The sequence below is a fragment of the Escherichia sp. E1V33 genome, assembly GCF_004211955.1.
In the GTDB taxonomy this organism is placed as follows: domain Bacteria; phylum Pseudomonadota; class Gammaproteobacteria; order Enterobacterales; family Enterobacteriaceae; genus Escherichia.
The window spans coordinates 42,183-67,604 of the sequence record NZ_RHJI01000001.1; the positions used below are offsets into that span (position 1 = coordinate 42,183).

Genomic DNA, 25,422 nt, shown 5'->3' on the forward strand with positions numbered 1-25,422 from the left:
GCGGGTCGATTATGGATAATATTAAGCGCCATCTGGCGTGGTGGGTTGTCGGGGTTCTGGTGGTGGCTGCCGTCGTGGCATGGTGGCTGTTGCGTCCGGCAGGTGTGCCGGAAGGCTTTGCCGTCAGCAATGGGCGCATTGAAGCGACGGAAGTGGATATCGCCAGCAAAATTGCCGGGCGTATCGACACCATTCTGGTGAAAGAAGGCCAGTTTGTTCGCGAAGGTGAAGTGCTGGCGAAGATGGATACTCGCGTGTTGCAGGAGCAACGACTGGAAGCCATCGCGCAAATCAAAGAGGCACAAAGTGCCGTTGCCGCCGCGCAGGCTTTGCTGGAGCAACGGCAAAGTGAAACTCGCGCCGCACAGTCGCTGGTTAATCAACGCCAGGCCGAACTGGACTCCGTGGCTAAACGTCATACGCGTTCCCGCTCGCTTGCCCAACGTGGGGCTATTTCTGCGCAACAGCTAGATGACGACCGTGCCGCCGCTGAGAGCGCCCGAGCTGCCCTGGAATCGGCAAAAGCTCAGGTTTCTGCCTCTAAAGCCGCTATAGAAGCGGCACGCACCAATATCATTCAGGCGCAAACTCGCGTCGAAGCCGCGCAAGCCACTGAACGGCGCATTGCCGCAGATATCGATGACAGCGAACTGAAAGCCCCGCGTGACGGACGCGTGCAGTATCGGGTTGCCGAGCCAGGTGAAGTGCTGGCGGCAGGTGGTCGGGTACTGAATATGGTCGATCTCAGCGACGTCTATATGACCTTCTTCCTGCCAACCGAACAGGCGGGCACGCTGAAACTGGGCGGTGAAGCCCGGCTGATCCTCGATGCCGCGCCAGATCTGCGTATTCCTGCAACCATCAGTTTTGTCGCCAGTGTCGCCCAGTTCACGCCAAAAACCGTCGAAACCAGCGATGAACGGCTGAAACTGATGTTCCGCGTCAAAGCGCGTATCCCACCGGAATTACTCCAGCAGCATCTGGAATATGTCAAAACGGGCTTGCCGGGCGTAGCGTGGGTGCGGGTGAATGAAGAACTTCCGTGGCCTGACGACCTCGTGGTGAGGTTGCCACAATGACGCATCTGGAACTGGTTCCCGTCCCGCCTGTCGCGCAACTGGCGGGCGTGAGCCAGCATTATGGAAAAACCGTTGCGCTGAACAATATCACACTCGATATTCCGGCCCGCTGTATGGTCGGGCTGATTGGTCCGGATGGCGTCGGGAAGTCGAGTTTGTTGTCGTTGATTTCCGGAGCCCGCGTCATTGAGCAGGGCAATGTGATGGTGCTGGGCGGCGATATGCGCGACCCGAAGCATCGCCGCGACGTCTGCCCGCGCATCGCCTGGATGCCGCAGGGGCTGGGCAAAAACCTCTACCACACCTTGTCGGTGTATGAAAACGTCGATTTTTTCGCTCGCCTGTTCGGTCACGACAAAGCGGAGCGGGAAGTCCGAATTAATGAGCTGCTGACCAGCACCGGGTTAGCACCGTTTCGCGATCGTCCGGCAGGGAAACTCTCCGGCGGGATGAAGCAAAAACTGGGGCTGTGCTGTGCGTTAATCCACGACCCGGAACTGTTGATTCTTGATGAGCCAACAACGGGGGTTGACCCGCTCTCCCGCGCCCAGTTCTGGGATCTTATCGACAGTATTCGCCAGCGGCAGAGCAATATGAGCGTGCTGGTCGCCACCGCCTACATGGAAGAGGCCGAACGCTTCGACTGGCTGGTAGCGATGAATGCCGGAGAAGTGCTGGCAACCGGCAGCGCCGAAGAGCTGCGGCAGCAAACGCAAAGTGCCACGCTGGAAGAGGCGTTTATAAATCTGTTACCGCAAGCGCAACGCCAGGCGCATCAGGCGGTAGTGATCCCACCATATCAACCTGAAAACGCAGAGATTGCCATTGAAGCGCGCGATCTGACCATGCGTTTTGGTTCCTTCGTTGCCGTTGATCACGTCAATTTCCGCATTCCACGCGGGGAGATTTTTGGTTTTCTTGGTTCGAACGGCTGCGGTAAATCCACCACCATGAAAATGCTTACCGGATTGCTGCCCGCCAGCGAAGGTGAGGCGTGGTTGTTCGGGCAACCGGTTGATCCAAAAGATATCGATACTCGCCGTCGGGTGGGCTATATGTCGCAGGCGTTTTCGCTCTATACCGAGCTCACCGTGCGGCAAAACCTTGAGTTACATGCCCGTTTGTTTCACATCCCGGAAGCGGAAATTCCCGCAAGAGTGGCTGAAATGAGCGAGCGTTTTAAGCTCAACGACGTTGAAGATGTTCTGCCGGAGTCATTGCCGCTCGGCATTCGCCAGCGGCTTTCGCTGGCGGTGGCGGTGATTCATCGCCCGGAGATGTTAATCCTCGATGAGCCTACTTCTGGCGTCGATCCGGTGGCGAGGGATATGTTCTGGCAGTTGATGGTCGATCTCTCGCGCCAGGACAAAGTGACCATTTTCATCTCCACCCACTTTATGAACGAAGCGGAACGTTGCGACCGTATCTCACTGATGCACGCCGGAAAAGTGCTCGCCAGCGGTACACCGCAGGAACTGGTTGAGAAACGCGGAGCCGCAAGTCTGGAAGAGGCATTTATCGCCTATTTGCAGGAAGCGGCAAGGCAGAGCAACGAAGCCGAAGCGCCGCCCGTGGTACATGACACCACCCACGCGCCACGTCAGGGATTTAGCCTGCGCCGTCTGTTTAGCTACAGCCGCCGCGAAGCACTGGAACTGCGCCGCGATCCGGTACGTTCGACGCTGGCGCTGATGGGAACGGTGATCCTGATGCTGATAATGGGTTACGGTATCAGTATGGATGTGGAAAACCTGCGCTTTGCGGTGCTTGACCGCGACCAGACCGTCAGTAGCCAGGCGTGGACGCTCAATCTCTCCGGTTCCCGTTACTTTATCGAACAGCCGCCGCTCACCAGTTATGACGAGCTTGACCGTCGGATGCGTGCGGGCGATATCACGGTGGCAATTGAGATCCCTCCCAATTTCGGGCGCGATATCGCGCGTGGTACGCCCGTGGAACTCGGCGTCTGGATCGACGGAGCGATGCCGAGCCGTGCCGAAACGGTAAAAGGTTACGTGCAGGCCATGCACCAGAGCTGGCTACAGGATGTGGCGAGCCGACAGTCCACACCTGCCAGCCAAAGCGGGCTGATGAACATTGAGACGCGCTATCGCTATAACCCGGATGTAAAAAGTCTGCCAGCGATTGTTCCGGCGGTGATCCCGCTTCTGTTGATGATGATCCCGTCAATGCTAAGCGCCCTTAGCGTGGTGCGGGAAAAAGAGCTAGGGTCGATTATCAACCTTTACGTGACTCCTACCACTCGTAGCGAATTTTTGCTTGGCAAACAGCTGCCGTACATCGCGCTGGGGATGCTGAACTTTTTCCTGCTCTGCGGCCTGTCGGTGTTTGTGTTTGGCGTACCGCATAAAGGCAGTTTCCTGACGCTCACCCTGGCGGCGCTGCTGTATATCATCATCGCCACCGGAATGGGGCTGCTGATCTCCACCTTTATGAAAAGCCAGATTGCCGCCATTTTCGGTACGGCGATTATCACGTTGATCCCGGCGACACAGTTTTCCGGGATGATCGATCCGGTAGCTTCGCTGGAAGGGCCGGGACGTTGGATCGGCGAGGTTTACCCGACCAGTCATTTTCTGACTATCGCCCGCGGGACGTTCTCGAAAGCGCTGGATCTGACTGATTTGTGGCAACTTTTTATCCCGTTGCTGATAGCCATACCGCTGGTGATGGGCTTAAGCATCCTGCTGCTGAAAAAACAGGAGGGATGATGCGCCATTTACGCAATATTTTTAATCTGGGTATCAAAGAGTTGCGCAGTCTACTCGGTGATAAAGCGATGCTGACATTGATTGTCTTCTCGTTTACGGTGTCGGTGTATTCGTCAGCGACCGTGACGCCAGGATCATTGAACCTGGCACCGATCGCTATTGCCGATATGGATCAATCGCAGTTGTCGAATCGGATCGTTAACAGCTTCTATCGCCCGTGGTTTTTGCCACCGGAGATGATCACCGCCGATGAGATGGATGCCGGACTGGACGCCGGGCGCTATACCTTCGCGATAAATATCCCGCCTAATTTTCAGCGTGATGTCCTCGCTGGACGCCAGCCGGATATTCAGGTGAATGTCGATGCCACGCGCATGAGCCAGGCATTTACCGGCAACGGGTATATCCAGAATATTATCAATGGTGAAGTGAACAGTTTTGTTGCGCGCTACCGTGATAACAGCGAACCGTTGGTATCGCTGGAAACCCGGATGCGCTTTAACCCGAACCTTGATCCCGCGTGGTTTGGCGGGGTGATGGCGATCATCAACAACATTACCATGCTGGCGATTGTATTGACCGGATCGGCGCTGATCCGCGAGCGTGAACACGGCACAGTGGAACACTTACTGGTGATGCCGATAACGCCGTTTGAGATCATGATGGCAAAGGTCTGGTCGATGGGGCTAGTGGTGCTGGTGGTATCGGGATTATCGCTGGTGCTGATGGTGAAAGGCGTGCTGGGCGTACCGATTGAAGGCTCGATCCCGCTGTTTATGCTGGGCGTGGCGCTCAGTCTGTTTGCCACCACGTCAATCGGCATTTTTATGGGGACGATAGCGCGTTCAATGCCGCAACTGGGGCTGCTGGTGATTCTGGTGCTGCTGCCGCTGCAAATGCTTTCCGGTGGATCCACGCCGCGCGAAAGTATGCCGCAGATGGTGCAGGACATTATGCTGACCATGCCGACGACACACTTTGTTAGCCTAGCGCAGGCCATCCTCTACCGGGGTGCCGGATTCGAAATCGTCTGGCCGCAGTTCCTGACGCTGATGGCAATTGGCGGCGCGTTTTTCACCATTGCGCTGCTGCGATTCAGGAAGACGATTGGGACAATGGCGTAAGGAAGGGAAACTTGACTTCATACTGTGATGTCATAAAGTGAAGTCATAAGGACATGCCATGAGAATCCAGGTACAGGCTTTACGGAAGAAACAAAAAAACACATTGGATCAAATATTTAAATCTCATGTTCCTCAAGGGATCAAGTGGTCAGATATAGAGTCACTGGTTAAAGCATTAGGCGGAGAAATTAAGGAAGGAAGAGGTTCGCGCTGTAAGTTCATACTCAATATGAGCGTTGCGTGTTTCCATCGGCCTCATCCGTCGCCAGATACCGATAAAGGCGCTGTAGAAAGCGTGCGTGACTGGTTACTAAGTATAGGGGTAAAACCATGATCAAACTGAAGACGCCAAACTCTATGGAGATTGCCGGGCAACCTGCTGTAATCACCTATGTGCCAGAACTGAATGCATTTCGTGGCAAATTCCTGGGTTTGTCAGGTTATTGTGATTTTGTCTCTGACAGCATTCAGGGGCTGCAAAAAGAGGGGGAGCTTTCCCTGCGAGAGTATCTTGAGGATTGTAAAGCTGCGGGTATTGAGCCTTATGCGCGTACAGAAAAGATTAAGACCTTTACGTTACGCTATCCAGAATCGCTGAGTGAACGCCTTAATAATGCGGCTGCGCAGCAACAAGTCTCTGTTAATACCTATATTATTGAAACACTGAATGAGCGTTTGAATCATTTATAACTTATAGCGGCCCAACAATTTCTGTTGCGCCGCTATATTTTTGCGGCTCTTAAGATGCCTTTCTAACCAACCGATGCCCCTCATTCATCATCAGGATTTTGCTATACACATCTTCCTCGACGGCGTTTTTTGCTGATGCCATGACTCGTGCCAGATTCGCCTCGTTGTGATTATTCACATACGCTTTGCCGACGGCGGTGATAAACGCTTTGCGCAGATCGCTGGCGATATTTACTTTAGCGACGCGATAATTAACAAAGCTGCGTAATATCTCCGGGGCGATACCGGAGCCGCCGTGAATAACCAACGGCACCGGACAGACTTCGGCAATGCGCTTCAGCAGGGGGATATCGATACGCGGTATATCGTCCAGGCCATGAACGTTGCCAATAGAAACTGCCAGCATGTCGCAACCGGTACGCTCGACAAAGGTCTTCACCTTTTCCGGTTCCGTTTTGCAATCGGCTTCGCTGACATGATCATCTTCTTTGCCGAGAATCGCCCCCAGCTCCGCTTCAACCGGTACACCATAGGATTTACAGAAATCGACAGCTTCCTGGGTGAAAGCGATATTCTCTTCAAAAGAGAATGCGGCACCGTCAATCATGACCGAGGTAAAGCCCGCGCGCACCGCCTGTTTCACATCCTCCTGAGTTTTCCCGTGATCCAGATGAAGACTGACCGGAACATCCATTTTATCGGCGTGACGTTTCACGATTTCATAAATGTAATCGTATCCCGAGAGTTGTGCATTGGTTGGCGCAATCTGAATGAAGTTGGGTAATCCCGAACGCTCAATAGCGTTTAAAATTGAAATTGTCGTCTCCAGATTGGTGGTATTAAATGCGCCCGCTAATACCCGTTTTTCCTGAATGCGGTCGAGCAGTATCCGTCCATTAACTAATGGCATATTGAAAACCTCATCTTTTAATATCAGTTAATTATTCAGCTTCACCGAAGCGGTCGCGAAATAAGTCGGTGAGAGTCTGTATGGCCTCGTTTTCATCATCGCCTTCGCAGCGTATTTCCACCGTTTTTCCGCCTTTTATTCCGGCGCGCATAATATTCATCATGCTGGTGGCATTAATATCATTACCCTCATAGTGCAGCGTCACTTTACAGCTATATTTTTTGGCGGCTTTCGCCAGACAGGCCGCCGGACGTGCATGCAGGCCAGTACTGTTTCTGACTTCCACGGTTTTACTCAACATAGTGCTCCTCCCGATGATGTAATGGCATCACGCCTTCTTGCTGTAATTTCAACTGATACCAGCTTTTCCACTTGTACTGATAACGCTGTAATTGATGGTATCTCGCCCGATTCGGTAACAAACGTTGGGCTATAGCGACTGGCGGCGGTGGAATATCCGGTGCGGCGGTTAATAATGCTCCGACAGAAACCGCCTCGTTAAATGCAATTGCTTCAACCGGACGCTGTAAAATATCCGCCTTTAATTGCAGCCAAAGGGGATTATGGGTTGCCGGACCGATCACTTTTAACGCGCTGGTGCCAGGCACGTTAAAACAGGCGAAGCAGTTGGCAAATTCCATGGTTAATCCCAGTGATACGCTGGCAATTAACATGTCGATACTTAACGTATCGCCAAGCCCATAAAATAATCCACGGGTATGGCGATTTTTATAGGGCGAACCCGAACCGCGAAGATGTGGAATAAAGACGGGAATGTCATCGAGCAACCAATTCCCCGCCAGATAATCAGCATGTCCGCGAGTAAGTGATGCGGCGATCTCCTCATCGGTTAGCCGGAACGTGTTGCGCAGCCACTCCAGCGCGAAACCGCCCACGGGCAGCGACGCAAACAGGGTGAACTGGTTGGCAAGTGAGTAACAGCCGTTTGCCAGCTTGTCACGTTTGGCCTGTTCATCCAGCGTCGGTTGTGTATCCAGTTGCAGAATGCCTTCCGTGGTCCCCGTCGAGTTAAGGATATCGCCTGGCATCATCTGCAACGCCCGTGCGCCCACCATATGGTCATGTCCGGCCAGCGTCACGCTGACCGGCTGCAAGAACCCAAGCGCCTTACAGAGTGACTCGCTGACCCATCCGGCGTGTTCGCCTGGTTGCACTAATGGCGCAAATGCTGAACAGGGAACGTGTAACAACGCCGCCGCTTTCGCTGACCATTCGCCTTTACGCACGTCCAGACACAGCGTGCGGCTTGCTAAGGTGATATCCGTGCGCTGTTCGCCGGTCAGCCGCCAGAGCAGTACTTCCGGCGCATGTAGCCAACGCAGACCGCGGCGATTGCGCAGCGGATAATGCTCCAGCAACCAACGCATTTTGAAGGCAGAGTAATTGCTGTGCAGTGGTAGCCCGCAGATGTCATAAAGTGCCGCACTGTCTGCCTCGCTAAGCGTTGTCAGATACTCTTCACCGCGACGATCATACCAGGCCAGCATTGGCGTCAGGATCTCGCCATGCTCGTCAAGGAACACGCCTGACTCGCCAAAACTGGCAATGCTGATCCGCCTGACTGGCAGCGGCGAAGCGGCGTTCAGTTGCGCTATCGCCTGGCGGACCTCCTGCCAGAGGGCGTCGATATCGAAATCAACATCGCCCTGTGGGGAGATCTGTTTTGCCGTCACGAATTTATGCGCGCCCAACGTCGTTGCATCCAGGCAGGAAAAACAGGTGACTTTGCAATTGGTGGTGCCAATATCGATAACGATAGCTGCGCTGTTATCAGGCATAAACCGTGCTCCGCGTCATTCGGAAAATGCCATACAGTACCAGGGCGATAACCGGCACCAGACCAATGGCGATGATATTGCCGTTGAATATTTCCAGCAGCCAGAAGCGGAACGGGTTACCGCCATCAAGGAAACTGGAAACCTGGCCGCTGGAGCCTTCGGCAAATTTGAAATTAACGTCTTTCGCCATTCCGGTAATAAACGGCGCGATTTTGGTAGCAATCCACAGGTCGGCAATAATCACCGGGATCGCCGCCAGAACGGTGCGGAAAATATTGCCACGGCTGGCTAAAGCAATCATCGACGCCATTACCGCCAGGTTGGCAAGGTCGCCAAGCGGCAGGACTTCATTACCCGGAAGGACAAACGCGATAAAGACCGAGATTGGCGTCAGCAGCAGGGCGGTGGAGATAATCGCCGGGTTACCTACGGCAACGGCGATATCCAGGCCGATATAGAGATCGTCACGGTCAGGGTATTTGGCATTGAGATACTTTTTAATAGCTTCAGACAGCGGTAATAAACCTTCCATCAGGATGCGTACCATGCGTGGCAGGATGAACATCACACCGCCAATGCTGATGCCAAGCAGCAAGACTTTTTTGAAATCGTATCCGGCAATTACGCCGAGCAGAATGCCCAGAATAGTGCCAACCATCATCGGTTCGCCGAAGATGCCAAACTTTTTCTGTACGGTTTCCGGGTCGATATGAATACGATTGAGGCCAGGGATATGGTCGATGATTTTGTCGACCAGCAGACCGACCGGGAAGAACACCACCGAGGAGAGCGTCGGCAATGAGATCCCTTCCAGACCAAAGTATTTTTGTACCAGTGGCGCAGACCAGTCGGCGAGTTTGAGCACCACCACCGCGGCAATCGCCGCCGCCAGCAGACCAAAGAACAGACTGCCGGTGCTGTAATAAACCAGCGTACCAGCAAGGGCAAAATGCCAGTAGTTCCACATATCTACGTCAACGGTGCGGGTTTTATTTAACGCCAGCATCGCCACGTTAATCAGAATGGTCAGGGGAATAACAAACGGGGCAATTGGCGAACCCCATGTAATAGCGGAAAGCGGTGGCCAGCCTAAATCCACCACCGGTAAATTAATTCCGGTGCGTTCAACCATCGCCTGGGCCGCTGGCCCGACATTGCTGGTAAGAATATCGAAAATGGCATAAATACCGACAAAACCAATGCCGACTGTTAATGACGAACGTAAGGCTTTAGCGGGTTTTACTTTAAAACAGAGAGCAAGAATAAATAACACCAACGGCAACATTACCGTCGGGCCAAATCCCAATATATATTGCACAATATTATAGAGAGTATGCGCGATATCGTTCATAATAAACCTCTTTTTCAGGCGAGAGCGCACCTCGCGTTAGCGCCTGATGGAGTGTGTTGAAATTAATTATTATTAATTACTTTTTAAGGATAGAAACAATTTGCGCCAGTACTTTTTCTTCGCCAATACCGGTAATAATCGGCAAGCCGTTGACCACCGGGACGTCGAGTTCATAAGGCACTTTAGTTGTTGAAACTACCAGTGCTACGCCGTCAGTATTTCCAGGTAAAGAGGCAACGTTGGTTTGGGAATAATTGACGTTAAGACCTTGCTCTTTGCAATATTCCATGACTTTTTCTGTTACCGCCGTGGATGTGGCAATACCCGTGGCGCAGACAAATAAAATGGTTTGACTCATATTTCACCTCGTTCTTTCATTTTGTTTAAGATTACTGTGTGTATTTCTGTTGTTTCCATCGTCAGCAGGGCGCGCATAAAGGGCGTATCCTGAATCATTTCCATAATCCAGCCCAGGGCATTTAATTGTTTGTTACTTTCGCTTAAGGCGAGCAAAAAAATCACCCTGACAGGCACGGGATCAGGATCGCCACCCATATCGGCAAACTCTACCGGTTCCGGCAGGATGCCGACGGCAATTGCATTGTGCCTGACATGTTTATGGTCCGTGTGCGGAATGGCGACGCACGGTGGTTCGGTAGGCAGCCCCGTTGGGTACGTAGCCTCACGTTTCAGTACGTGATCGGCAAAATCAGGGACCACCAGCTCGGCGGCAACCAACGGTTGCGCTAACTGAGGGATTATCTGTTCAACGCTTAACCCTGCCGGTAGCCGTTGAATAAAATTTTCCTGAAACTGTATGCCTTGCATTTTCTTCCTCATAAAAAGTGTATTTAACTCACTTCCCGCCGTTGCAGCACGGTGCCAAGATAATATTTATTGCCTTTTAACCAGACGTTGCCAAACTCAACGGGCAAATCGCGGGAGAAAAAGACTAACTGCTCCAGATGCAAAACGGGCGCATCTTCACTGATATCTAAAAAATGACCGCGTTCATTACCAATTAATCGCGCGGCATAGCGACTTTCCGAGTAACGAATTTTTCTTTGCGACAACGTTTCTATTGTTGGAAATAAATTGTGTTGATTAAAATCGATTTCCGCGATGCCGGGGCATAGCTCAATATTGATACGGTTCTCTATCAGCATCGCTTTTTCATCACCAATCGAACGTAAACGTTCAAGGTAAAGAATATCCTGGCCGGGCGTTATTCTTAATTTCTCTGCAACATAACGATTAGCCGGTTCAATCCGTGACGTAATAACTTCAGTGGTAAAATGTATTTTCTGGCTTTCCAGCGATTCCGCGAATGACAATAATCCTTCACCTAACGGATATGCCACGTTCTCTTTTTTGACAAATGTTCCCTTGCCCTGGACCTGTATCAACACGCCTTCTTTTACCAGTTGGGCGACCGCTTTTTTAACGGTTCCCCGACTCACTTCCAGCATATCCATAATCTGGTATTCCGAAGGGATGCGATCGTCTTCCACCAGTTCCCCGGTATAAATGCTTTCTCTTATCCACTCCACCACTTGTTGATAGAGCGGTATTTGTGACGACTTACTTAATGATTTCATGGCGCGCACCTGAACATTTACAGTTGTCTATGGACAATCATGGACAACTTCAAGCGTATAGTAGGTGAACGGGAGAAAAAGAGGATCGAAATGTCTCACATTTTGAGGGACCAAATCGTGATCAAAAAAATGTGATGGAAGTCGAAGTTTGGCAGGAATTTACTGCGCCGTGAGGAAATAACGGCGCGTTGGGCGGTGTTAATCTTCCTTCGGCAAGCACTGCAAATGCCCGTGCCGCACGCCGCGTTGGGCGATAACGTCATCGGCAAAATGCTGCACGTCGCCCATGTCACCTTTCAGCACGGCGATTTCCAGACAGTCGTCGTGATTAATGTGCACATGTAGCGTGGCGACCGAGAGATCGTGGTGATGATGCTGGGTGGAGACAATACGGCTGGCTAAGTCGCGTTTTTCGTGTTCATACACATAGGAGAGCACCGCGAAACCTTGCGTGCCGTGCTGCTGGGTTGCCTCTTGCGCCAGAGCGCTACGCAGAATATCGCGGATAGCTTCGGAACGGTTGTTATAACCACGACGCTGGCTCAGGCTGTCCAGCGTCTCCAGTAAATCGTCATCAAGCGTGATGGTGACTCGTTGCATTTGCGTTAAACCTTTTCTGTGGCGCGACGGCGCACGGGGAATGCGGGTAATACCGCGTTTTGTAGCACACGTCCGGCGTCAGAGGAAAAGGTTAATTTCTCTCCCACCGCCTGGGTTTCGACGATTTGCCCGTTGTCCATTACCATCACCCGCTGGCAAAAGCGTTCTACAAGACGTAAGTCGTGGGTGATGAACAGGCAGGCGGTGCCAAACTGTTGTTGCAGCTTTTTCAGCAGGCGAATGACGCCCGCCTGTAACACGAGATCAAGGTTAGAAACGGCTTCATCCAGAATCAGCAGTTTCGGTTCGACCGCCAGGGCGCGCGCCAGGCAGACGCGCTGGAGCTGGCCGCCGCTTAACTGCGGTGGGCGCTTGTCGAGCACGCTGTCGTCGAGATCGACCGCATTCAACATTTCGCTGGTGCGCGCCAGTTGTTCGGATTTTTTCAGCGATAGCAGGTGGCGCATCGGTTCACGCAGGATCTCGCGCACGGTTTTGCGCGGATTCACGGCGCTGATGGAGTCCTGAAATACCATCTGAATATCGCGGCGGAACGCTTTACGCTGGGCACGATTGAGCTTTGCCAACGGTTCGCCGCGCCAGCTAATATTCCCTTGTGAGGGAGACTCTAAGCCTACCAGCAGCCGCGCGAGGGTGCTTTTCCCGCAGCCGCTGCGCCCCAGCAGGGCGACGGTTTCGCCGCTTTTCAGGGTCAGGGAAACGTTATTCAGCACCGCCTGGCGCTGATGTTTTCCGCTAAAGCCACCGTGCGCATAGTGATGTGAAAGGCCGGAGACGTTAAGTAAAGTCATGATGCCAACTCCATACCATAAAGGGCGAGGTGAGCAGAAACCAGGCTGCGCGTCACCGCATGTTTGGGGGCGTTAAACAGCGTTTCGACATCGCCCTGTTCGACAATCTTACCGTCAGACATTACCGCTACGTCATCCGCCAGACGCGCCACCACGCCCATATCATGGGTGACCAGCAGCATCCCCGGCGCCTGTTTTTGCATAATGCTTTCCAGCAGATCGAGAATGCGTGCCTGCGCTACTACATCGAGGTCGGTGGTCGGTTCATCGGCGATGATAAACGGTGATTCGCACAGCACCGCCATCGCAATCATCATGCGCTGCAACATACCGCCGCTCATCTCGAACGGGTAGAGCTTCAATACGCGCGCGGCGTTTTCCAGCCCCACCGCTTCTATGGCAGCGGTAAGCGTAGCGTCATCGGCGGGTTTCCCCAGCGCCAGGCAGGTTTCACGCGCGTGGGTGTGCATGGTGTGCAGCGGATTAAAGGCGCTGCGCGGGTTCTGCATGATGGTGGCAATTTTGATGCCGCGCAGGGCGCAGGGAGAAACCGGTTTGCCATCGGCTAAAATTTCCCCCGCCGTCTGGCGAACGCCTGCGGGCAGAATGCCCAGCGTCGCGGCGCAGGTCAGTGATTTCCCGCTGCCGCTACCGCCAACTAACGCCAGCACGCGCCCGCGTTGCAGGGTTAACGATACGCCGTGCACCAGCGGCTGCGCGGCCTGTAGCGCGATATTACGTAGTTCAATCTGTTGCGGCATTAGTGTGCATGCTCCGTCACCAGATGAGGGTCCAGATGATCGCGCAGAGCGTCACCCACCAGGTTAAAGGCCATCACGCTGATAAACAGCGCCAGCCCCGGCCAGAACATTTGCAGCGGCTGGGTCCAGATATACTGACGCGCGTCGTTAATCATCACGCCCCATTCGGCGGTCGGCGCGGTCACGCCGAGGCCGAGGAAGGACATCCCCGCGACGTGCAGCATCATATGGCCGATATCCAGCGTTGCCAGCACCAGCAGCGAAGGGATCACCGCACCTGCCAGATGATCAACAAACACTCGCACATGGCCCGCGCCAGAAAGCCGTGACGCCAGCACAAACTCGCGCTGGCGCAGTGAAATCACCAGGCTGCGCACCATGCGTGCATACCACGCCCAGTGCGACAGGGCGATGGCGATAATCACGTTGGTCAACCCGGTGCCGAGCACGCCGACCATAAAGAACGACAGAATCGAGGTCGGGAAGGTCATAAACATATCGGCGACGCGCATGGTAGCCTGATCAACGCGCCCGCCAATCAGCCCGGCGCTGCCGCCAATAATCAGCCCTAATGTCAGCACCAGCAGCAGGCAGGCCATTACCGAGCCGAGCGACACGCGGGTCGCCGCCATCAGCCGCGAGAAAATATCACGCCCTAAATGATCGGTGCCCAGCCAGTGCTGCGCATCCGGCGAAAGCAGGCGCGACGGCAGATCAATCGCCTGAGGGTCATACGGCAGCCACCACTGGCTGGTAAGCGCAATCAGCGCCAGCAGGGCGATAATGATCAGCGCCAGGCGAACCGACCAGCGGGAAGAGAGGAAAAAGTTCACGCGTGCGCTCCTTCATGACGACGAATGCGCGGGTCCAGCGCGGCGTTGAGCAAATCAACAATCAAATTACAGACCACAAAAACCACCACCATCATCAGCGTAAAGCACTGGATCACCGGATAGTCACGGTTAAAAATCGCCGACACCGCATAGCGCCCGACGCCCGGCCAGGCAAAGATGTTTTCGATAATCATCGTCCCGCCGATCAGTTCGCCGATGTGCATCCCAACAGCGGTGATCATCGGCAGCGAGGCATTGCGCAGAATATGGCGGCGTTCGGTCTGTTTGTCGTTCAGGCCGCGCAGCCGCGCCCAGGTGACGTGACGCTGACCGGCGACGTCCAGCATACTGGCGCGCAGCAGCCGCGCGTTAATCGCCAGCGACATAAAGGCGATGGAAACCGCAGGCAAAATGATGTGCTGCCAGCCGCCGTAACCCATCGCGGGTAGCCATTGCAGATACACCGAAAACGTCATCACCAGTAAAAACGCCAGCCAGAAGTTGGGCATCGACACGCCGAGAAACGCGATAAAGCGCACGGCGAAATCCGGCAGACGATCGCGATGACGTGCCGCCCAGATACCGAGCGGTACGGAAGTGAGCAGAATTAATACCAGCGCCGCGCCTGCCAGTTCCAGCGTGGCGGGCAGGAAGTTCAGCATATCGTCCAGCACCGGGCGCTGCGTGGCAAACGAGATGCCGAAATCAAGATGCAGCGCCTTCCACAACCAGGTTCCGTACTGGACGTACAGCGGCTGATCCAGCCCGAGCATGGTGCGGGTAGAGGCCAGCATCTCCGGCGTTGGCGGCAGGTTAGATAAACGCAAATAATCGAGCGCCGGGTCGCCGGTACCGAGGCGCAGCATCAGAAAAATGATCACCGAGGCGGCGAGCACCATCGGGATCAGCAGCAGAAAGCGGCGTAATACGTAACGCAACATTAAGGTTTCACCGGTTTAATCTGTTCGAACGGGATTTCGGTGGCGATCGGCGCGTAGGGGATGTTACCCAGCTCCGGTTTTGATACCACCATCATTGAGATGTAACTGATAGGCAGATAAACCGCCTCGTCATGCAGACGGGTCAGAATGTCGCGATACAGCGCCTGACGTTGCGTTTCGTCATGGGTCGCCAGCACTTCGCCGATCTCTTTATCAATCAGCGGTTTGTCGGCTAATCCTTGCTGTGCCTGGAAGTCAGCGTGTGACGGTACGCGCATTGAACTCAGGAAGGCGTGTGGATCGTATGGCGCGCCCCAGGTGCGGTGGAAAATCATGCCAAAACGACCGTCGCGCTGACGAGCATAGATACTGCTCTCTTCTTCGCCGATCAGCGAGACATCTGCGCCAATCTGGCGCATATCAGCCTGAATGATTTCCGCCATTGATTTACTTAACGCATCGGTGCCGATGAACGACAGTTCAATGCGCAGCGGCTGACCGTTTTTCTCACGGATGTCTTTGCCCGCAGGCAGCGTCCAACCAGCTTTTTCCAGCAACTCTTTCGCTTTCTGCGGATCGTACTGGCGCGGTTTCAGGCCGAGGTTGGCGTAGGGCACAGAAGAGGCAAACAGGGTGTCGGCGACCTGCTGGGTGCCATACAACGCGTTATCAATCAGCGATTTTTTGTTTACCGCGTAATTAAGAGCTTCACGTACTGCCAGCTCGTTGGTAGGGGCTTTGGCGGTATTGAGTGCCAGCATCACGGTTTCGATCGGCTGTGACAGTTGGGTGTGGTAAGCCGGATTCTGGCTAAAGCGGGCGAAGGTATCGAGCGGTAATAACCCTTCGTTTCCGTACAGCAGGTCGATATCGCCAGTTTCAAACGCCACCGCGCGGGTAGTCGGGTCCGGGATGACGTTAAAGGTGATCTTTTTAATCGCTGGCTTTTCGCCCCAGTAGTTTTCGTTACGGACGAAGACATCGTACTGATTCAGTTTCGATTCCTGCAAAATCCACGGTCCGGTGCCAATCGGCGCTTTAATTCCGTTCATGGTTTCATGGTTTTTAAACTGCGAGGGGGCGATAAAACGGAAAGGACGGGGCAGGGCCAGTTCTTGCAGGAAAGGATAGTAGGCGCTTTTCAGGGTGATTTGCAGCTCTGTTTTACTGAGTGCTTTAACATCAACAATCTGGTTTGCCAGCTCCAGCCAGGCGTGACGTTGACGGTTATCGAGCACTGCGCGGAAGTTTTCTGCCGCCGCCTCTGCATCAAACGGTTCGCCGTTAGAGAATTTCACGTCATCGCGCAGGGTGAAGGTCCAGGTTTTGCCATCTTCCGAATGGGTCCAGCTTTTTGCCAGCCACGGGATCACCGAACCGTCTGCCTGATATTTCACCAGCGGTTCATAAACCATGCTCTGGGCGAACATCTGGTTAGGCGTGTAAAGGTGCGGGTTTAGTGGCCCGACATTCACCGGCCAGGCGGTGGTGATTTCATCTGGTGCGGCGGCATGGACGATAAAAGACGCACAAGCCAGCAGCGCAAATAGAGTGCGGCGGAGTGTGGAGAACATAGTAGCCCCAATGGATAAATGGTTGGCGAAATAAGTATGGCGACGATTCGCTATGTTGAAATCTGGTAGTGACTCTGCATATGCGGCCTGTTCCCCCTCACCCTAACCCTCTCCCCAGAGGGGCGAGGGGACTGTCCGTGCACTTTTGTGGCTGTAACTGCAATAGCCAGGTTCTGCACGGTGTGCCCCCTCTTCCCAGAGGGGCGAGGGGACTGTTCGTGCACTTTTGTAGCTGTAACTGCAATAGCCACCCTTTGCTCGGTGCCCTCCCTCTCCCCAGAGGGGCGAGGGGACTGTCCGTGCACTTTTGTGGCTGTAACTGCAATAGCCAGGTTCTGCACGGTGTGCCCCCTCTCCCTTCCAGGGAGAGGGCTGGGGTGAGGGTAAAATACGCTGACAAATCCCTGTAACCTACTCCCTGAAAATTCAGAAATCCGGACGTACGCGCTTATGTTGAGTCATCAGTTTTCAGTATGACGATTTTAAGTATTCGTCATACTGATTACCTGTTCTGGATCAATAGATGGGCAGTCGAAGGGGCGGATCAGTTAAGCGAATCGATCCATTGCACACTATCGGCGGTGAGCGTAAAGGGAGTAGGGGTGCAGATCGCAAGGCTTAAATTTTCTAGCTGACAATGGCTGACTGACAGCGAGGAGTGATAGGTGCTGTCTACGCTGACGATTTGCCAGGCGCTGCCACCACGCTGTTTAACGATGGCTTCTTTGCGCGTCCAGATGCGCCAGAACATTTCCAGTTGCTGATCAGGATGCACGGCGTCCATCTCAGCGTGTTCCCCGAGGCTGAATACGGCGTTCGCCAGCCAGCGCCAGTTGGCGCGCGGGCGAATCACTTCGATATCGCAGCCAACTTCGCCTTCATCGCTCAACAGCAGGGCGATATCGTCACCGCTATGGCTTAAGTTGAACCATAGCGGAGTCTCCGGGGCGAAAGCGGGTTTGCCTTGTTCACCGTAGATGATGTCCGGTAGTGGAGAAAGCGTGTGCGAAAGCAATGCACGCCCCGCCAGCCAGCGTTCGCGCCGTGGGCCTTGCGGTGCTTGATCGCGCAAAGCCGGTGGCAGTGGAGCTGCGCTTAAGGTCGAAACTTTCCCCAGAACTATCCGATACATATCAGGGCCAACGTTTTATGATGATGGATGTATTAATGCCGCCAAAGGCAAAGTTGTTGCTCTGCAAAAACTCACAATCAATCTTGCGAGCTTCATGCATGATGTAATCCAGCTCGCCGCAGTTGGCATCTGGTTTCTTCAGGTTTAGCGTAGGCGCAAACCAACCTTCGCGCATCATTTGCAGACTCATCCAGGCTTCGAGCGCGCCACAGGCACCAAGCGTATGACCAAAATAGCTTTTCAGCGAGGAGAGCGGCACATTATCACCGTAAATGGCTGCTGTCGCCAGACTTTCTGCCATATCACCACGATCGGTCGCCGTGCCATGCGCCGATATATAGCCGATATCACTTGCGCTTAACCCGGCGATTTTCAGCGATTGCTCCATACAATACTGCATGGTTTCGCGCTGCGGCTGGGTAATATGTGCCGCGTCGCAGTTGGTGGCAAAGCCGACGATTTCACCGTAAATGGTCGCGCCGCGCGCTTTAGCGTGCTCCAGTTCTTCGAGAATCAGCGTCCCTGCGCCTTCACCGATCACCAGCCCGTCGCGGTTTTCATCGAACGGTGAAGGTGTGGTTTTCGGCGCATCATTGTGCTGGCTGGTGGCAAAAAGCGTATCAAATACCGCCGCTTCTGAAGGGCATAACTCTTCGGCACCACCGGCAACCATCACCGTTTGATAACCGTGGCGAATGGCTTCCCACGCATAACCGATCGCTTGGCTGCCGGAGGTACAGGCGCTGGAGGTTGGGATCACCCGCCCGCGCAGGCCGAAAAAGAGGCCAGTATTAACGGCGGTGGTGTGCGGCATCATCTGCACATAGGTGGTGCCAGTGATGTTATTCGTGTGCTTTTCCGTCAGCATGGTGGCGAATTCGCTTACCGGACCGGTACTGCCGGTCGATGAACCGTACGCAATGCCCGTTTCGCCGCTGGTTAATATCGGATCGCCAATCAACCCTGCCTGCTCTAACGCCAGTTCGCTGGCGCGGGTCGACATTTGCGACACGCGGCCCATCGCACGGATACGCTTGCGGGTGTAGTGCTCCGGTAGCGTAAAATCATCAATAGGTGCGCCAAGCAGGGTGTGCAGTCCATCATAAATCTGCCACTCCGGCATTTTGCGCACTGCGTTCTCATACGCCAGCAGACGTGCAGAAACGTCCTGCCAGTTTTCACCAAAGGCAGTCACGCCGCCCATTCCTGTAATCACTACGCGACGTGTCATAACATCCCTCCGTTGATGGAAATAACCTGGCGGGTGACGTAACCCGCAATATCAGACATTAAATAGCTGGCAAGCCCGGCAACTTCTTCCGCCTGGCCCATGCGTTTCATGGGGATCATCGACATTGCCTCTTTCAGGGCGCTCTCTTCCATTTCGATCATCCCGGTATCAATAAGCCCTGGCGCGATGCAATTGACGGTGATTTTGCGCTTCGCGAGTTCGATAGCCAGTGCTTTTGTTGCGCCGATAATTCCGGCTTTGGCGGCGCTATAGTTCACCTGGCCGCGATTGCCCATTACGCCGGAAACCGAGGACAGCGTGATGATGCGTCCACCCTGGCGCGCGCCGATCATCGGCATAATGCACGGCTGAATGACGTTGTAGAAACTGTCGAGGTTGGTGTGGATCACCGCATCCCAGTCGTCATCGCTTAAAGCCGGAAAAGCGGCATCGCGGGCGATCCCGGCGTTACTAACCACGCCGTACCAGGCACCGTATTGCGCGATTTCGTGCTCCAGCACTTCCCGACACTGTTCGCGGTTTGCGACGTCGAAACTGAGCAAACGCCCGTTACCGCCGTTGGCGACAATGGCATTCAGCGTTTCCTGAGCGCCTGTAGCGTCACGGTGATAGTGAACGCCAATGTTAAAGCCGTCTGCCGCCAGTTGGCAGGCGATGGCGCGACCAATGCCTTTGCTGGCACCAGTAACCAGAACTGAACGACTCATCAGGACGCTCCTTGTTGAAACAGGGTGGTAAGTTCTTCCGCGGTCGGCTGGAAGGTGTTAATGCGGCCCGTCGCCTCGCCGTCGTTGATGCTGCACTCAAAACTGCCGAAGCGATCGTCCTGCATCAGCAGTTTGACGGTAATGGTTAGCGTCTGGCCTGCGGGCAGAATGCCAGCGGCGCAAAGCAATTCACGCGCGCCCAGTACCATCCCTAACGCAATACTGTTTTTGCCCTGCTGGTGGCGATGCCAGCCAGACCAGACGCCGACGGTTTGCGCCATCAGTTCAAGGGCAAACCAGCCAGGGAGATTGCCGTCCGGGTCGAGAAACGGTGCCAGTACGCCACTGGGCGAGACCGTTACGCGGCACACCGCGCTGTCATCGCTGACGCTCACCACGTCTTCCAGCAGTAACATGGGCGCGTCGTGGGGCAGATAAGCGCCGGGGGATAAATAGTGGCTCACGAAACCCTCCCGAGCAGAATGCTGGCGTTATTGCCGCCAAAGGCGAAGGAATTGGACAGGATCACCGGACGTGCCAGCGGCTGTGGTTTTTCGATAATGCCGCACGGTGGCAGCGTGGGATCGCACGGCGACAGGCTGAAGTCCTGAGCGGGCAGCGGTAAATCACGCTGTAAAATCAACATGCTGATTGCCGCCTCGGTAATGCCCGCCGCGCCCAGCGTGTGTCCGGTCAAATGTTTGGTGGAGCTGCAAGGTACGCGTTCACCAAACAGGGCGTTAACCACCATTGATTCAATCTGATCGTTGAGTTGTGTGGCGGTGCCGTGCAGGTTGATATAGCCGACGTCATCTGGCGTAAGCTGCGCATCGGTCAGCGCCTGATTAATAGCGCGGATCGCCCCTTCGCCCTGCGGATGAGGGGCTGAAATATGGTAAGCGTCGCTCGATTCACCAACGCCCAGCAATGCGATGGGCTGCGGTTCGCGGGTCAGTAGCATTAGCCCCGCGCCTTCGCCAATGGTGATACCTGCGCGGTCACGACCGAACGGCTGACATAAAGTTGGCGAGAGCGATTCGAGGCTGTGAAAACCGTTAATCGGCATCCGGCTCAGGGTGTCTGCGCCACCCACAATGGCGGCATCGACCAGCCCCGCCTCGATAAGCCTGCGCCCGCTGATCATCGCTCTGGCGCTGGAAGAGCAGGCGGTCGAAAGGGTATAGGCCGGGCCGTCGAGCGCCAGCCAGTGGCTGAGAAAGCGCGACGGATCGCCGAGTTCCTGTTGTGCGTAGTGCCATGTGGTGCTCGGCTGCCCGTTGGTGCACAGGTTAACGTGCGTGTCGCCTTCATGCAGGCCGGAGGTGCTGGTGCCAAGTACAATCGCGATGCGCTCGCGACCATATTTCGCGATAGCGTCATCAACCTGCGGCTGTATCTGCGCCAGCGCCGCCAGCAGGATCTGATTGTTGCGCGAGCGGTGCGCCGCGAATTTTTCCGGGATAAGCGGAAGCTCGCCATCCACGCCAGCCAGGACCGCCTGCGGATGCCCCTGCAACCAGCCTGCGCGCGGGCGCATGCCGGGAGCGACACCGCGAGTCAGGTTGGCTGCGATATCGTCAAGGTTATTTCCCAGGGCGTTGATCATGCCGATGGCGGAAATATAAATCATATCAGTCACCTAAGTATTGAATGGTGATGTGGTATTTAAAGACATGCTGCTCAATGCTGATTGGCACGCGTTTGCCCTGGCGATTCAAATAGGTGATTTCCGTGACCAGCTTGCCGCTGGCGTTACGCAGCTCGCGTTTGTCGCCGTTGTCGCGAAGCGTCCAGTCTGTGGGAAGTTGCGGTTGCCAGGCGCTAATCGGCCAGTGGCTGAGCATCACGTCAGCCAGTACCTGACTTGCGGGCGGTAACTGTGGGACGACGATGGATTGCTCGGCGCGTAGCCCTTTTGCATCGTAGGTCACCAGAAACAGGCGAATGCCGACCGACGACAGCCCGGCAAGGGTGATTTTCTGGTCGTCGGCGTTAAGCATCACTAACAGCGACTGGGTTTTGCCGTTGAAGCTGCCGGTCAACAGTTGCTGGGAATTGACGGCGGGTGAAATCCCCGGCGCAGGCAGTGTGATGCGTGTGCCAGGTTGCAGCCACGCCTGCGGGCGGCTTTCCTGTTCCGGTTGCGAGTGGCTACAGCCGGTGAGGATAAGCGTAGCGGTCAGGGCGAACGCTCGCCAGAATGTGGGTTTGATCATTTTTTTGTTCTCTTTTTATCGGGCATCGCCAGCGGCGAAAGCAGGAAGGCGGTGAAAATACCGCTCACCAGCACAATGCCAAAACTGCTGATGGCCTGGGTGGCGCTGAATACCAACATTCCCAGCGTCAGCAAGGTGGTGAGCATTGCCAGCGTGATCGCCAGTAGCGAAGTTAACGGTGTACCGCGCGGATTACTGAAAAACAGCGTGTAATTGATGCCGATGCCAAGCACCAGCACCAGCGCCAGCAGTGAAAAGAGATTCACCGCCTGCCCGCTAATCGCCAGCACCGCCAGACCGCAGCCCAGAGAAAGCACCGAAGGCACCAGGCTGATAAGCCCTTTGCGCCAGCCGAGACGGGCCACTGCGCCGCAGGCAATCACCGCCAGCGCCACCAGCAACAAGCCGGTTAAGACGTAGCGGTAAAGTGCGAACAATTCATCAAAGGTGCTTTTGCGATCAACCCAGGCAATGCCGCCAGGGTAATAGCTGGCGATTTCCTGCAACAACGCGCTACTTTTAACCCCTTCAACCGGCACCAGTACGCCGCTTTCGCCGTTTTCCAGCGTCAGCCACAGCAGACGCCAGCCTTCACTGGCGGGGCTTGCCAGCCATTCATCAACGTTCACTGGCATGGCGTTGAGATCTGGTTTCACCGCCGCCAGCCCGGCGTTTTGCAGTGCTTTTGTTATCGTCGGGGCCGCCGTTTTCAGCAGGTCTAAATCTTCCTCCTGTCGCGCCAGAGAGTTCAGCGGAATAGTGCGGTAATTGCTGATAAGACCGTCTTTTTTCGCCTTCTCCAGCGAGGAGGTAAATGTCTCCAGCCGTCCCAATGTTTGCTGTGGGGAGTCGCCGTAAACCACAAACCATTTTTGATCGACGCTCTGCCCGGTCAGGGCGGTAATGGCTTTTTCCTGTGCCAGAATATGCTGCGGTAGCGCCTGTAACTGCGAGATATCGTCATCGACGCGTAGCATTGACATCCCCGCCAGCGAAAACAGCGCCAGCGCGACGGGCAGACCCCGCGACAGTTTTTTATTGCGCCGCCACGCTGCCAGCCAGCGTAGCATCAGCGCCATCGCCGGAACCGGACGCACCGGCAGGCCACGGCACAGCCACGGATGCCAGAACAGGACGGTCAGACAAGAGGCGCTCAACCCGACGGCGGCAAAAATCGCCATCTGGCGAATTCCGGGGAAGGGGGCGAGCATCATAATCAGATATGCCGCCACGGTAGTGAGCAGCGCCAGCAGCAAGGCATTGCGCACTTTCGCCAGGCTTTGCCACGGCGAAACGTCGTTGCCGTGCACCATCCGTTCGGTGAGGTAATAGAGCGTGTAGTCAGCGGAAATGCCGATAACGCTCATGCTCATCACCAGCGTCATCAGGTGTAATTCGCCGAAAATCAACAATGTGGCAACCGTTCCCGCCAGTGCGCCGATGCCGATGGAAATCACGCAAAGCAGCAACGGGCGTAAAGAGCGGAACACCGCCACAATCAGTAATATCACCCCTAGCAGCGTTGCCACGCCCAGGGTGGAGATATCCTGCTTCGCCTGTTGGCTGGCGTAATCGCTGTAAAATACCGTGCCGCGCGAGAGCAACTGCGCCTGCGGGTAACGCGTTTTCAGATCCTTTTCCAGCGTATTCAGGGTCGTGATGAGCTGGTGGGTTTGCTGCATATCAAACGACGATCCCGCCAGTTCACCGTGCAGCAGATACCAGTAGTTGCCCTGGGGATCCTGCGTCACCAGCCAGCCGTCCATCAGCCGCAAACGCTGGCCGTTTTTCGCCATCGCCAGCTGCGAGCCGCGCATTAACATCAGCGGATCGTTTTGCAGCTCTTTGCCGCTTACCCCGGAGAACGCAGAATAAAGCTGGGAGAGGATCCACTGCGCCTGCGCTTCGCCGCCGTTTTGCAGGCGGGCGCGGGTGTCGGGGTCAATCAGGCCGTTGCGATGCTGCCAGAAAAATGCTCCCCACGCCTGCTGGCTGGCGGCATCCATTGGCCCTTTAACGTCGCCGAGCGCAGCGGATTTTTGCAGCAGCGTCAGCCACTCCTGAGCGACCAGGGGATTAGCCTCTTTACCGGGGCTGACCAGCCACACCAGTTGGCGGTCCAGACGCTGCATAAAGCCGTCATTCAGCGCCGGAGGAATATCGCCCATCGCCTGTTTGGGTAACATGGCCAGCACGCTACTGTTCAGTCGTGATTGCGGCAGCAGGATCAGTAACGCCGCCGCCATGACCAGGCAGACTAGCCCCCATAACAGCGCGGGGCGTTTACTGGGCGGCAAAACGTTGGCGTTCGTCATCGGTCAGTTGCGCTGGCGTCAGTTGATGTTGGGTAAGAGCGATATCAGTGCGGTCGCCCTGTTTATCATTAAGCTGAATGCTCTCCAGATAGGTTTGCCCGGCGAGATCGATGGTGTTGAAAATTTTATCCAGCGGCGTGGTGGTCGGCGTCAGGCGCAGCGTCCAGCGGCCTTCGCCTTTGTCGGCAAATTCGACGCGGAAGTTTTGTTCCAGCACTTTGCGATCGGCCTGGAACAGCGCACGCAGCAGGTGGTTAAACTGGAACATCTGCGGGTTATTTTCTGCCGTGATGATTTGCGGCGGCTGACCGTTGATCACCTGCACCATGCGTTTATCGTCCAGCAATAGCTGCATGGGGAACGGTGAGGTTTGATCCCACAACAGCCCCTGGTCGCGGGCGATCAACATCTGGCCCTGAGATCGCAGCGGCTGCGGCAGATCTTTAATCGTCCGGGTTTGATCGAAATGGGCGCGGATCACCGGCTGTTCGGTAAAGCGTTGCTGAAGATCGTCCAGGGTCAGAGCGCACACAAACGGGCTAATCAGCAGCGCCAGCAGCGGTAAAAATTTCATGGTTTGACTCCCATGCGTTCAAACAGAATATCGGGGCTGACAAAGCACAGTTCGCGGCTTTTCTCGTCGACCGCGACCTGAATGGTGTATCCGGTGGTGGCGCGTTTGCCCGTTTCGGCATCGAAAATCTGATAGCCAATCCGCAGGCGATTTTCGAACTCTTCGATATGCGCACGTACGCGAATGCGTTGCTCAAAAGTGAGGGCGTGGCGATATTTCACCCGCGCATCGACCACTGGCCACAAATAACCGGACTCTTTCATCTGCCGATAGCCGTAATTGAACTGGTTGAGCAGCGCCTCGCGGGCCACTTCAAAGTAGCGAAAATAGTTACCGTGCCAGGCCACGCCCATCATATCGACGTCGTGAAAGGGAATGGTCAGCTCGACTTCAGCGGTAAATCGGGGATCGTTCAGCACCCT

At 55.0% G+C, this 25,422-nt stretch carries 27 protein-coding genes; 5 read left to right on the forward strand and 22 right to left on the reverse strand.

Annotated features, from left to right (window positions below):
• Positions 1-11: 11 nt before the first annotated feature.
• From D9742_RS00150 to D9742_RS00170, 5 genes are read left to right on the forward strand one after another with little or no spacing between them, the layout of a single operon-like run.
• Positions 12-1,079: an HlyD family secretion protein gene (locus D9742_RS00150; protein ID WP_021565451.1), complete on the forward strand. Its 1,068-nt coding sequence runs from the start codon at positions 12-14 to the stop codon at positions 1,077-1,079.
• The gene (gene rbbA, locus D9742_RS00155; protein WP_130235601.1) at positions 1,076-3,811 is read left to right on the forward strand and encodes a ribosome-associated ATPase/putative transporter RbbA; all 2,736 of its coding nucleotides are present in this window, start codon (positions 1,076-1,078) and stop codon (positions 3,809-3,811) included. Before D9742_RS00150 ends, rbbA begins: the two co-directional genes overlap by 4 nt.
• Positions 3,811-4,935, forward strand: coding sequence for an ABC transporter permease (locus tag D9742_RS00160; protein WP_001314210.1), 1,125 nt, complete (start codon positions 3,811-3,813; stop codon positions 4,933-4,935). Before rbbA ends, D9742_RS00160 begins: the two co-directional genes overlap by 1 nt.
• Before the next feature lie 58 nt (positions 4,936-4,993).
• Positions 4,994-5,269: a type II toxin-antitoxin system HicA family toxin gene (locus tag D9742_RS00165; RefSeq protein ID WP_130235602.1), complete on the forward strand. Its 276-nt coding sequence runs from the start codon at positions 4,994-4,996 to the stop codon at positions 5,267-5,269.
• Positions 5,266-5,625 carry a type II toxin-antitoxin system HicB family antitoxin gene (locus tag D9742_RS00170; protein ID WP_000593555.1) on the forward strand — a complete coding sequence of 120 codons (360 nt, stop codon included), beginning with the start codon at positions 5,266-5,268 and terminating at the stop codon, positions 5,623-5,625. Before D9742_RS00165 ends, D9742_RS00170 begins: the two co-directional genes overlap by 4 nt.
• Positions 5,626-5,674: 49 nt before the next feature.
• Here D9742_RS00170 and D9742_RS00175 read toward each other — a convergent pair whose 3' ends face one another.
• The 22 genes from D9742_RS00175 to D9742_RS00280 all read right to left on the reverse strand — a co-directional run bounded on the left by D9742_RS00175 (position 5,675) and on the right by D9742_RS00280 (position 25,419).
• On the reverse strand, positions 5,675-6,535 hold the full coding sequence (locus tag D9742_RS00175; RefSeq protein WP_001131788.1) for a class II aldolase: 861 nt from the start codon (positions 6,533-6,535) through the stop codon (positions 5,675-5,677).
• A gap of 31 nt (positions 6,536-6,566) precedes the next feature.
• Complete coding sequence (locus tag D9742_RS00180; RefSeq protein WP_130235603.1) at positions 6,567-6,836, reverse strand: HPr family phosphocarrier protein; 270 nt, start codon at positions 6,834-6,836, stop codon at positions 6,567-6,569.
• Positions 6,826-8,334: an FGGY-family carbohydrate kinase gene (locus D9742_RS00185; protein ID WP_130235604.1), complete on the reverse strand. Its 1,509-nt coding sequence runs from the start codon at positions 8,332-8,334 to the stop codon at positions 6,826-6,828. Before D9742_RS00185 ends, D9742_RS00180 begins: the two co-directional genes overlap by 11 nt.
• On the reverse strand, positions 8,327-9,685 hold the full coding sequence (locus tag D9742_RS00190; RefSeq protein WP_001308116.1) for a PTS galactitol transporter subunit IIC: 1,359 nt from the start codon (positions 9,683-9,685) through the stop codon (positions 8,327-8,329). The genes D9742_RS00185 and D9742_RS00190 overlap by 8 nt, the downstream gene beginning before the upstream one ends.
• A 76-nt stretch (positions 9,686-9,761) precedes the next feature.
• Positions 9,762-10,043, reverse strand: coding sequence for a PTS sugar transporter subunit IIB (locus D9742_RS00195; RefSeq protein WP_000084025.1), 282 nt, complete (start codon positions 10,041-10,043; stop codon positions 9,762-9,764).
• Positions 10,040-10,513: a PTS sugar transporter subunit IIA gene (locus D9742_RS00200; protein WP_130235605.1), complete on the reverse strand. Its 474-nt coding sequence runs from the start codon at positions 10,511-10,513 to the stop codon at positions 10,040-10,042. The genes D9742_RS00195 and D9742_RS00200 overlap by 4 nt, the downstream gene beginning before the upstream one ends.
• A 23-nt stretch (positions 10,514-10,536) precedes the next feature.
• Positions 10,537-11,283 (reverse strand): GntR family transcriptional regulator, encoded by a 747-nt coding sequence (locus D9742_RS00205; RefSeq protein ID WP_130235606.1) that lies wholly within the window; start codon positions 11,281-11,283, stop codon positions 10,537-10,539.
• A gap of 198 nt (positions 11,284-11,481) precedes the next feature.
• Positions 11,482-11,883 (reverse strand): nickel-responsive transcriptional regulator NikR, encoded by a 402-nt coding sequence (gene nikR / locus D9742_RS00210; protein ID WP_001190062.1) that lies wholly within the window; start codon positions 11,881-11,883, stop codon positions 11,482-11,484.
• A 5-nt stretch (positions 11,884-11,888) separates the two neighbouring features.
• On the reverse strand, positions 11,889-12,695 hold the full coding sequence (gene nikE / locus D9742_RS00215; RefSeq protein WP_130235607.1) for a nickel import ATP-binding protein NikE: 807 nt from the start codon (positions 12,693-12,695) through the stop codon (positions 11,889-11,891).
• Positions 12,692-13,456, reverse strand: coding sequence for a nickel import ATP-binding protein NikD (gene nikD / locus D9742_RS00220; RefSeq protein ID WP_130235608.1), 765 nt, complete (start codon positions 13,454-13,456; stop codon positions 12,692-12,694). Before nikD ends, nikE begins: the two co-directional genes overlap by 4 nt.
• Entirely contained in the window at positions 13,456-14,289 is an 834-nt protein-coding gene (gene nikC / locus D9742_RS00225; protein ID WP_001008957.1) for a nickel ABC transporter permease subunit NikC, read from the reverse strand. The genes nikD and nikC overlap by 1 nt, the downstream gene beginning before the upstream one ends.
• Positions 14,286-15,230 (reverse strand): nickel ABC transporter permease subunit NikB, encoded by a 945-nt coding sequence (nikB, locus tag D9742_RS00230; protein WP_130235609.1) that lies wholly within the window; start codon positions 15,228-15,230, stop codon positions 14,286-14,288. The genes nikC and nikB overlap by 4 nt, the downstream gene beginning before the upstream one ends.
• Positions 15,230-16,804 (reverse strand): nickel ABC transporter substrate-binding protein, encoded by a 1,575-nt coding sequence (gene nikA / locus D9742_RS00235; RefSeq protein ID WP_130235610.1) that lies wholly within the window; start codon positions 16,802-16,804, stop codon positions 15,230-15,232. Before nikA ends, nikB begins: the two co-directional genes overlap by 1 nt.
• Positions 16,805-17,348: 544 nt before the next feature.
• Complete coding sequence (gene acpT, locus D9742_RS00240) at positions 17,349-17,936, reverse strand: 4'-phosphopantetheinyl transferase AcpT (protein WP_130235611.1); 588 nt, start codon at positions 17,934-17,936, stop codon at positions 17,349-17,351.
• Position 17,937: 1 nt separating this feature from the next.
• Positions 17,938-19,167: a beta-ketoacyl-ACP synthase gene (locus tag D9742_RS00245; RefSeq protein WP_130235612.1), complete on the reverse strand. Its 1,230-nt coding sequence runs from the start codon at positions 19,165-19,167 to the stop codon at positions 17,938-17,940.
• Positions 19,164-19,895, reverse strand: a complete 732-nt coding sequence (locus tag D9742_RS00250; protein ID WP_130235613.1) for a 3-ketoacyl-ACP reductase FabG2 — start codon at positions 19,893-19,895, stop codon at positions 19,164-19,166. The genes D9742_RS00245 and D9742_RS00250 overlap by 4 nt, the downstream gene beginning before the upstream one ends.
• Entirely contained in the window at positions 19,895-20,359 is a 465-nt protein-coding gene (locus tag D9742_RS00255) for a 3-hydroxy-fatty acyl-ACP dehydratase (RefSeq protein ID WP_130235614.1), read from the reverse strand. The genes D9742_RS00250 and D9742_RS00255 overlap by 1 nt, the downstream gene beginning before the upstream one ends.
• Complete coding sequence (locus tag D9742_RS00260; protein ID WP_130235615.1) at positions 20,356-21,525, reverse strand: beta-ketoacyl-[acyl-carrier-protein] synthase family protein; 1,170 nt, start codon at positions 21,523-21,525, stop codon at positions 20,356-20,358. Before D9742_RS00260 ends, D9742_RS00255 begins: the two co-directional genes overlap by 4 nt.
• 1 nt (position 21,526) lies before the next feature.
• A complete protein-coding gene (locus D9742_RS00265) occupies positions 21,527-22,111 on the reverse strand; it encodes a DUF3261 domain-containing protein (RefSeq protein ID WP_130235616.1) in 585 nt (194 codons plus the stop codon).
• The gene (locus tag D9742_RS00270) at positions 22,108-24,426 is read right to left on the reverse strand and encodes an MMPL family transporter (RefSeq protein ID WP_130235617.1); all 2,319 of its coding nucleotides are present in this window, start codon (positions 24,424-24,426) and stop codon (positions 22,108-22,110) included. The genes D9742_RS00265 and D9742_RS00270 overlap by 4 nt, the downstream gene beginning before the upstream one ends.
• On the reverse strand, positions 24,395-25,000 hold the full coding sequence (locus tag D9742_RS00275; RefSeq protein WP_130235618.1) for an outer membrane lipoprotein carrier protein LolA: 606 nt from the start codon (positions 24,998-25,000) through the stop codon (positions 24,395-24,397). Before D9742_RS00275 ends, D9742_RS00270 begins: the two co-directional genes overlap by 32 nt.
• Positions 24,997-25,419, reverse strand: coding sequence for a thioesterase family protein (locus D9742_RS00280; RefSeq protein WP_097315530.1), 423 nt, complete (start codon positions 25,417-25,419; stop codon positions 24,997-24,999). Before D9742_RS00280 ends, D9742_RS00275 begins: the two co-directional genes overlap by 4 nt.
• Positions 25,420-25,422: the final 3 nt, after the last annotated feature.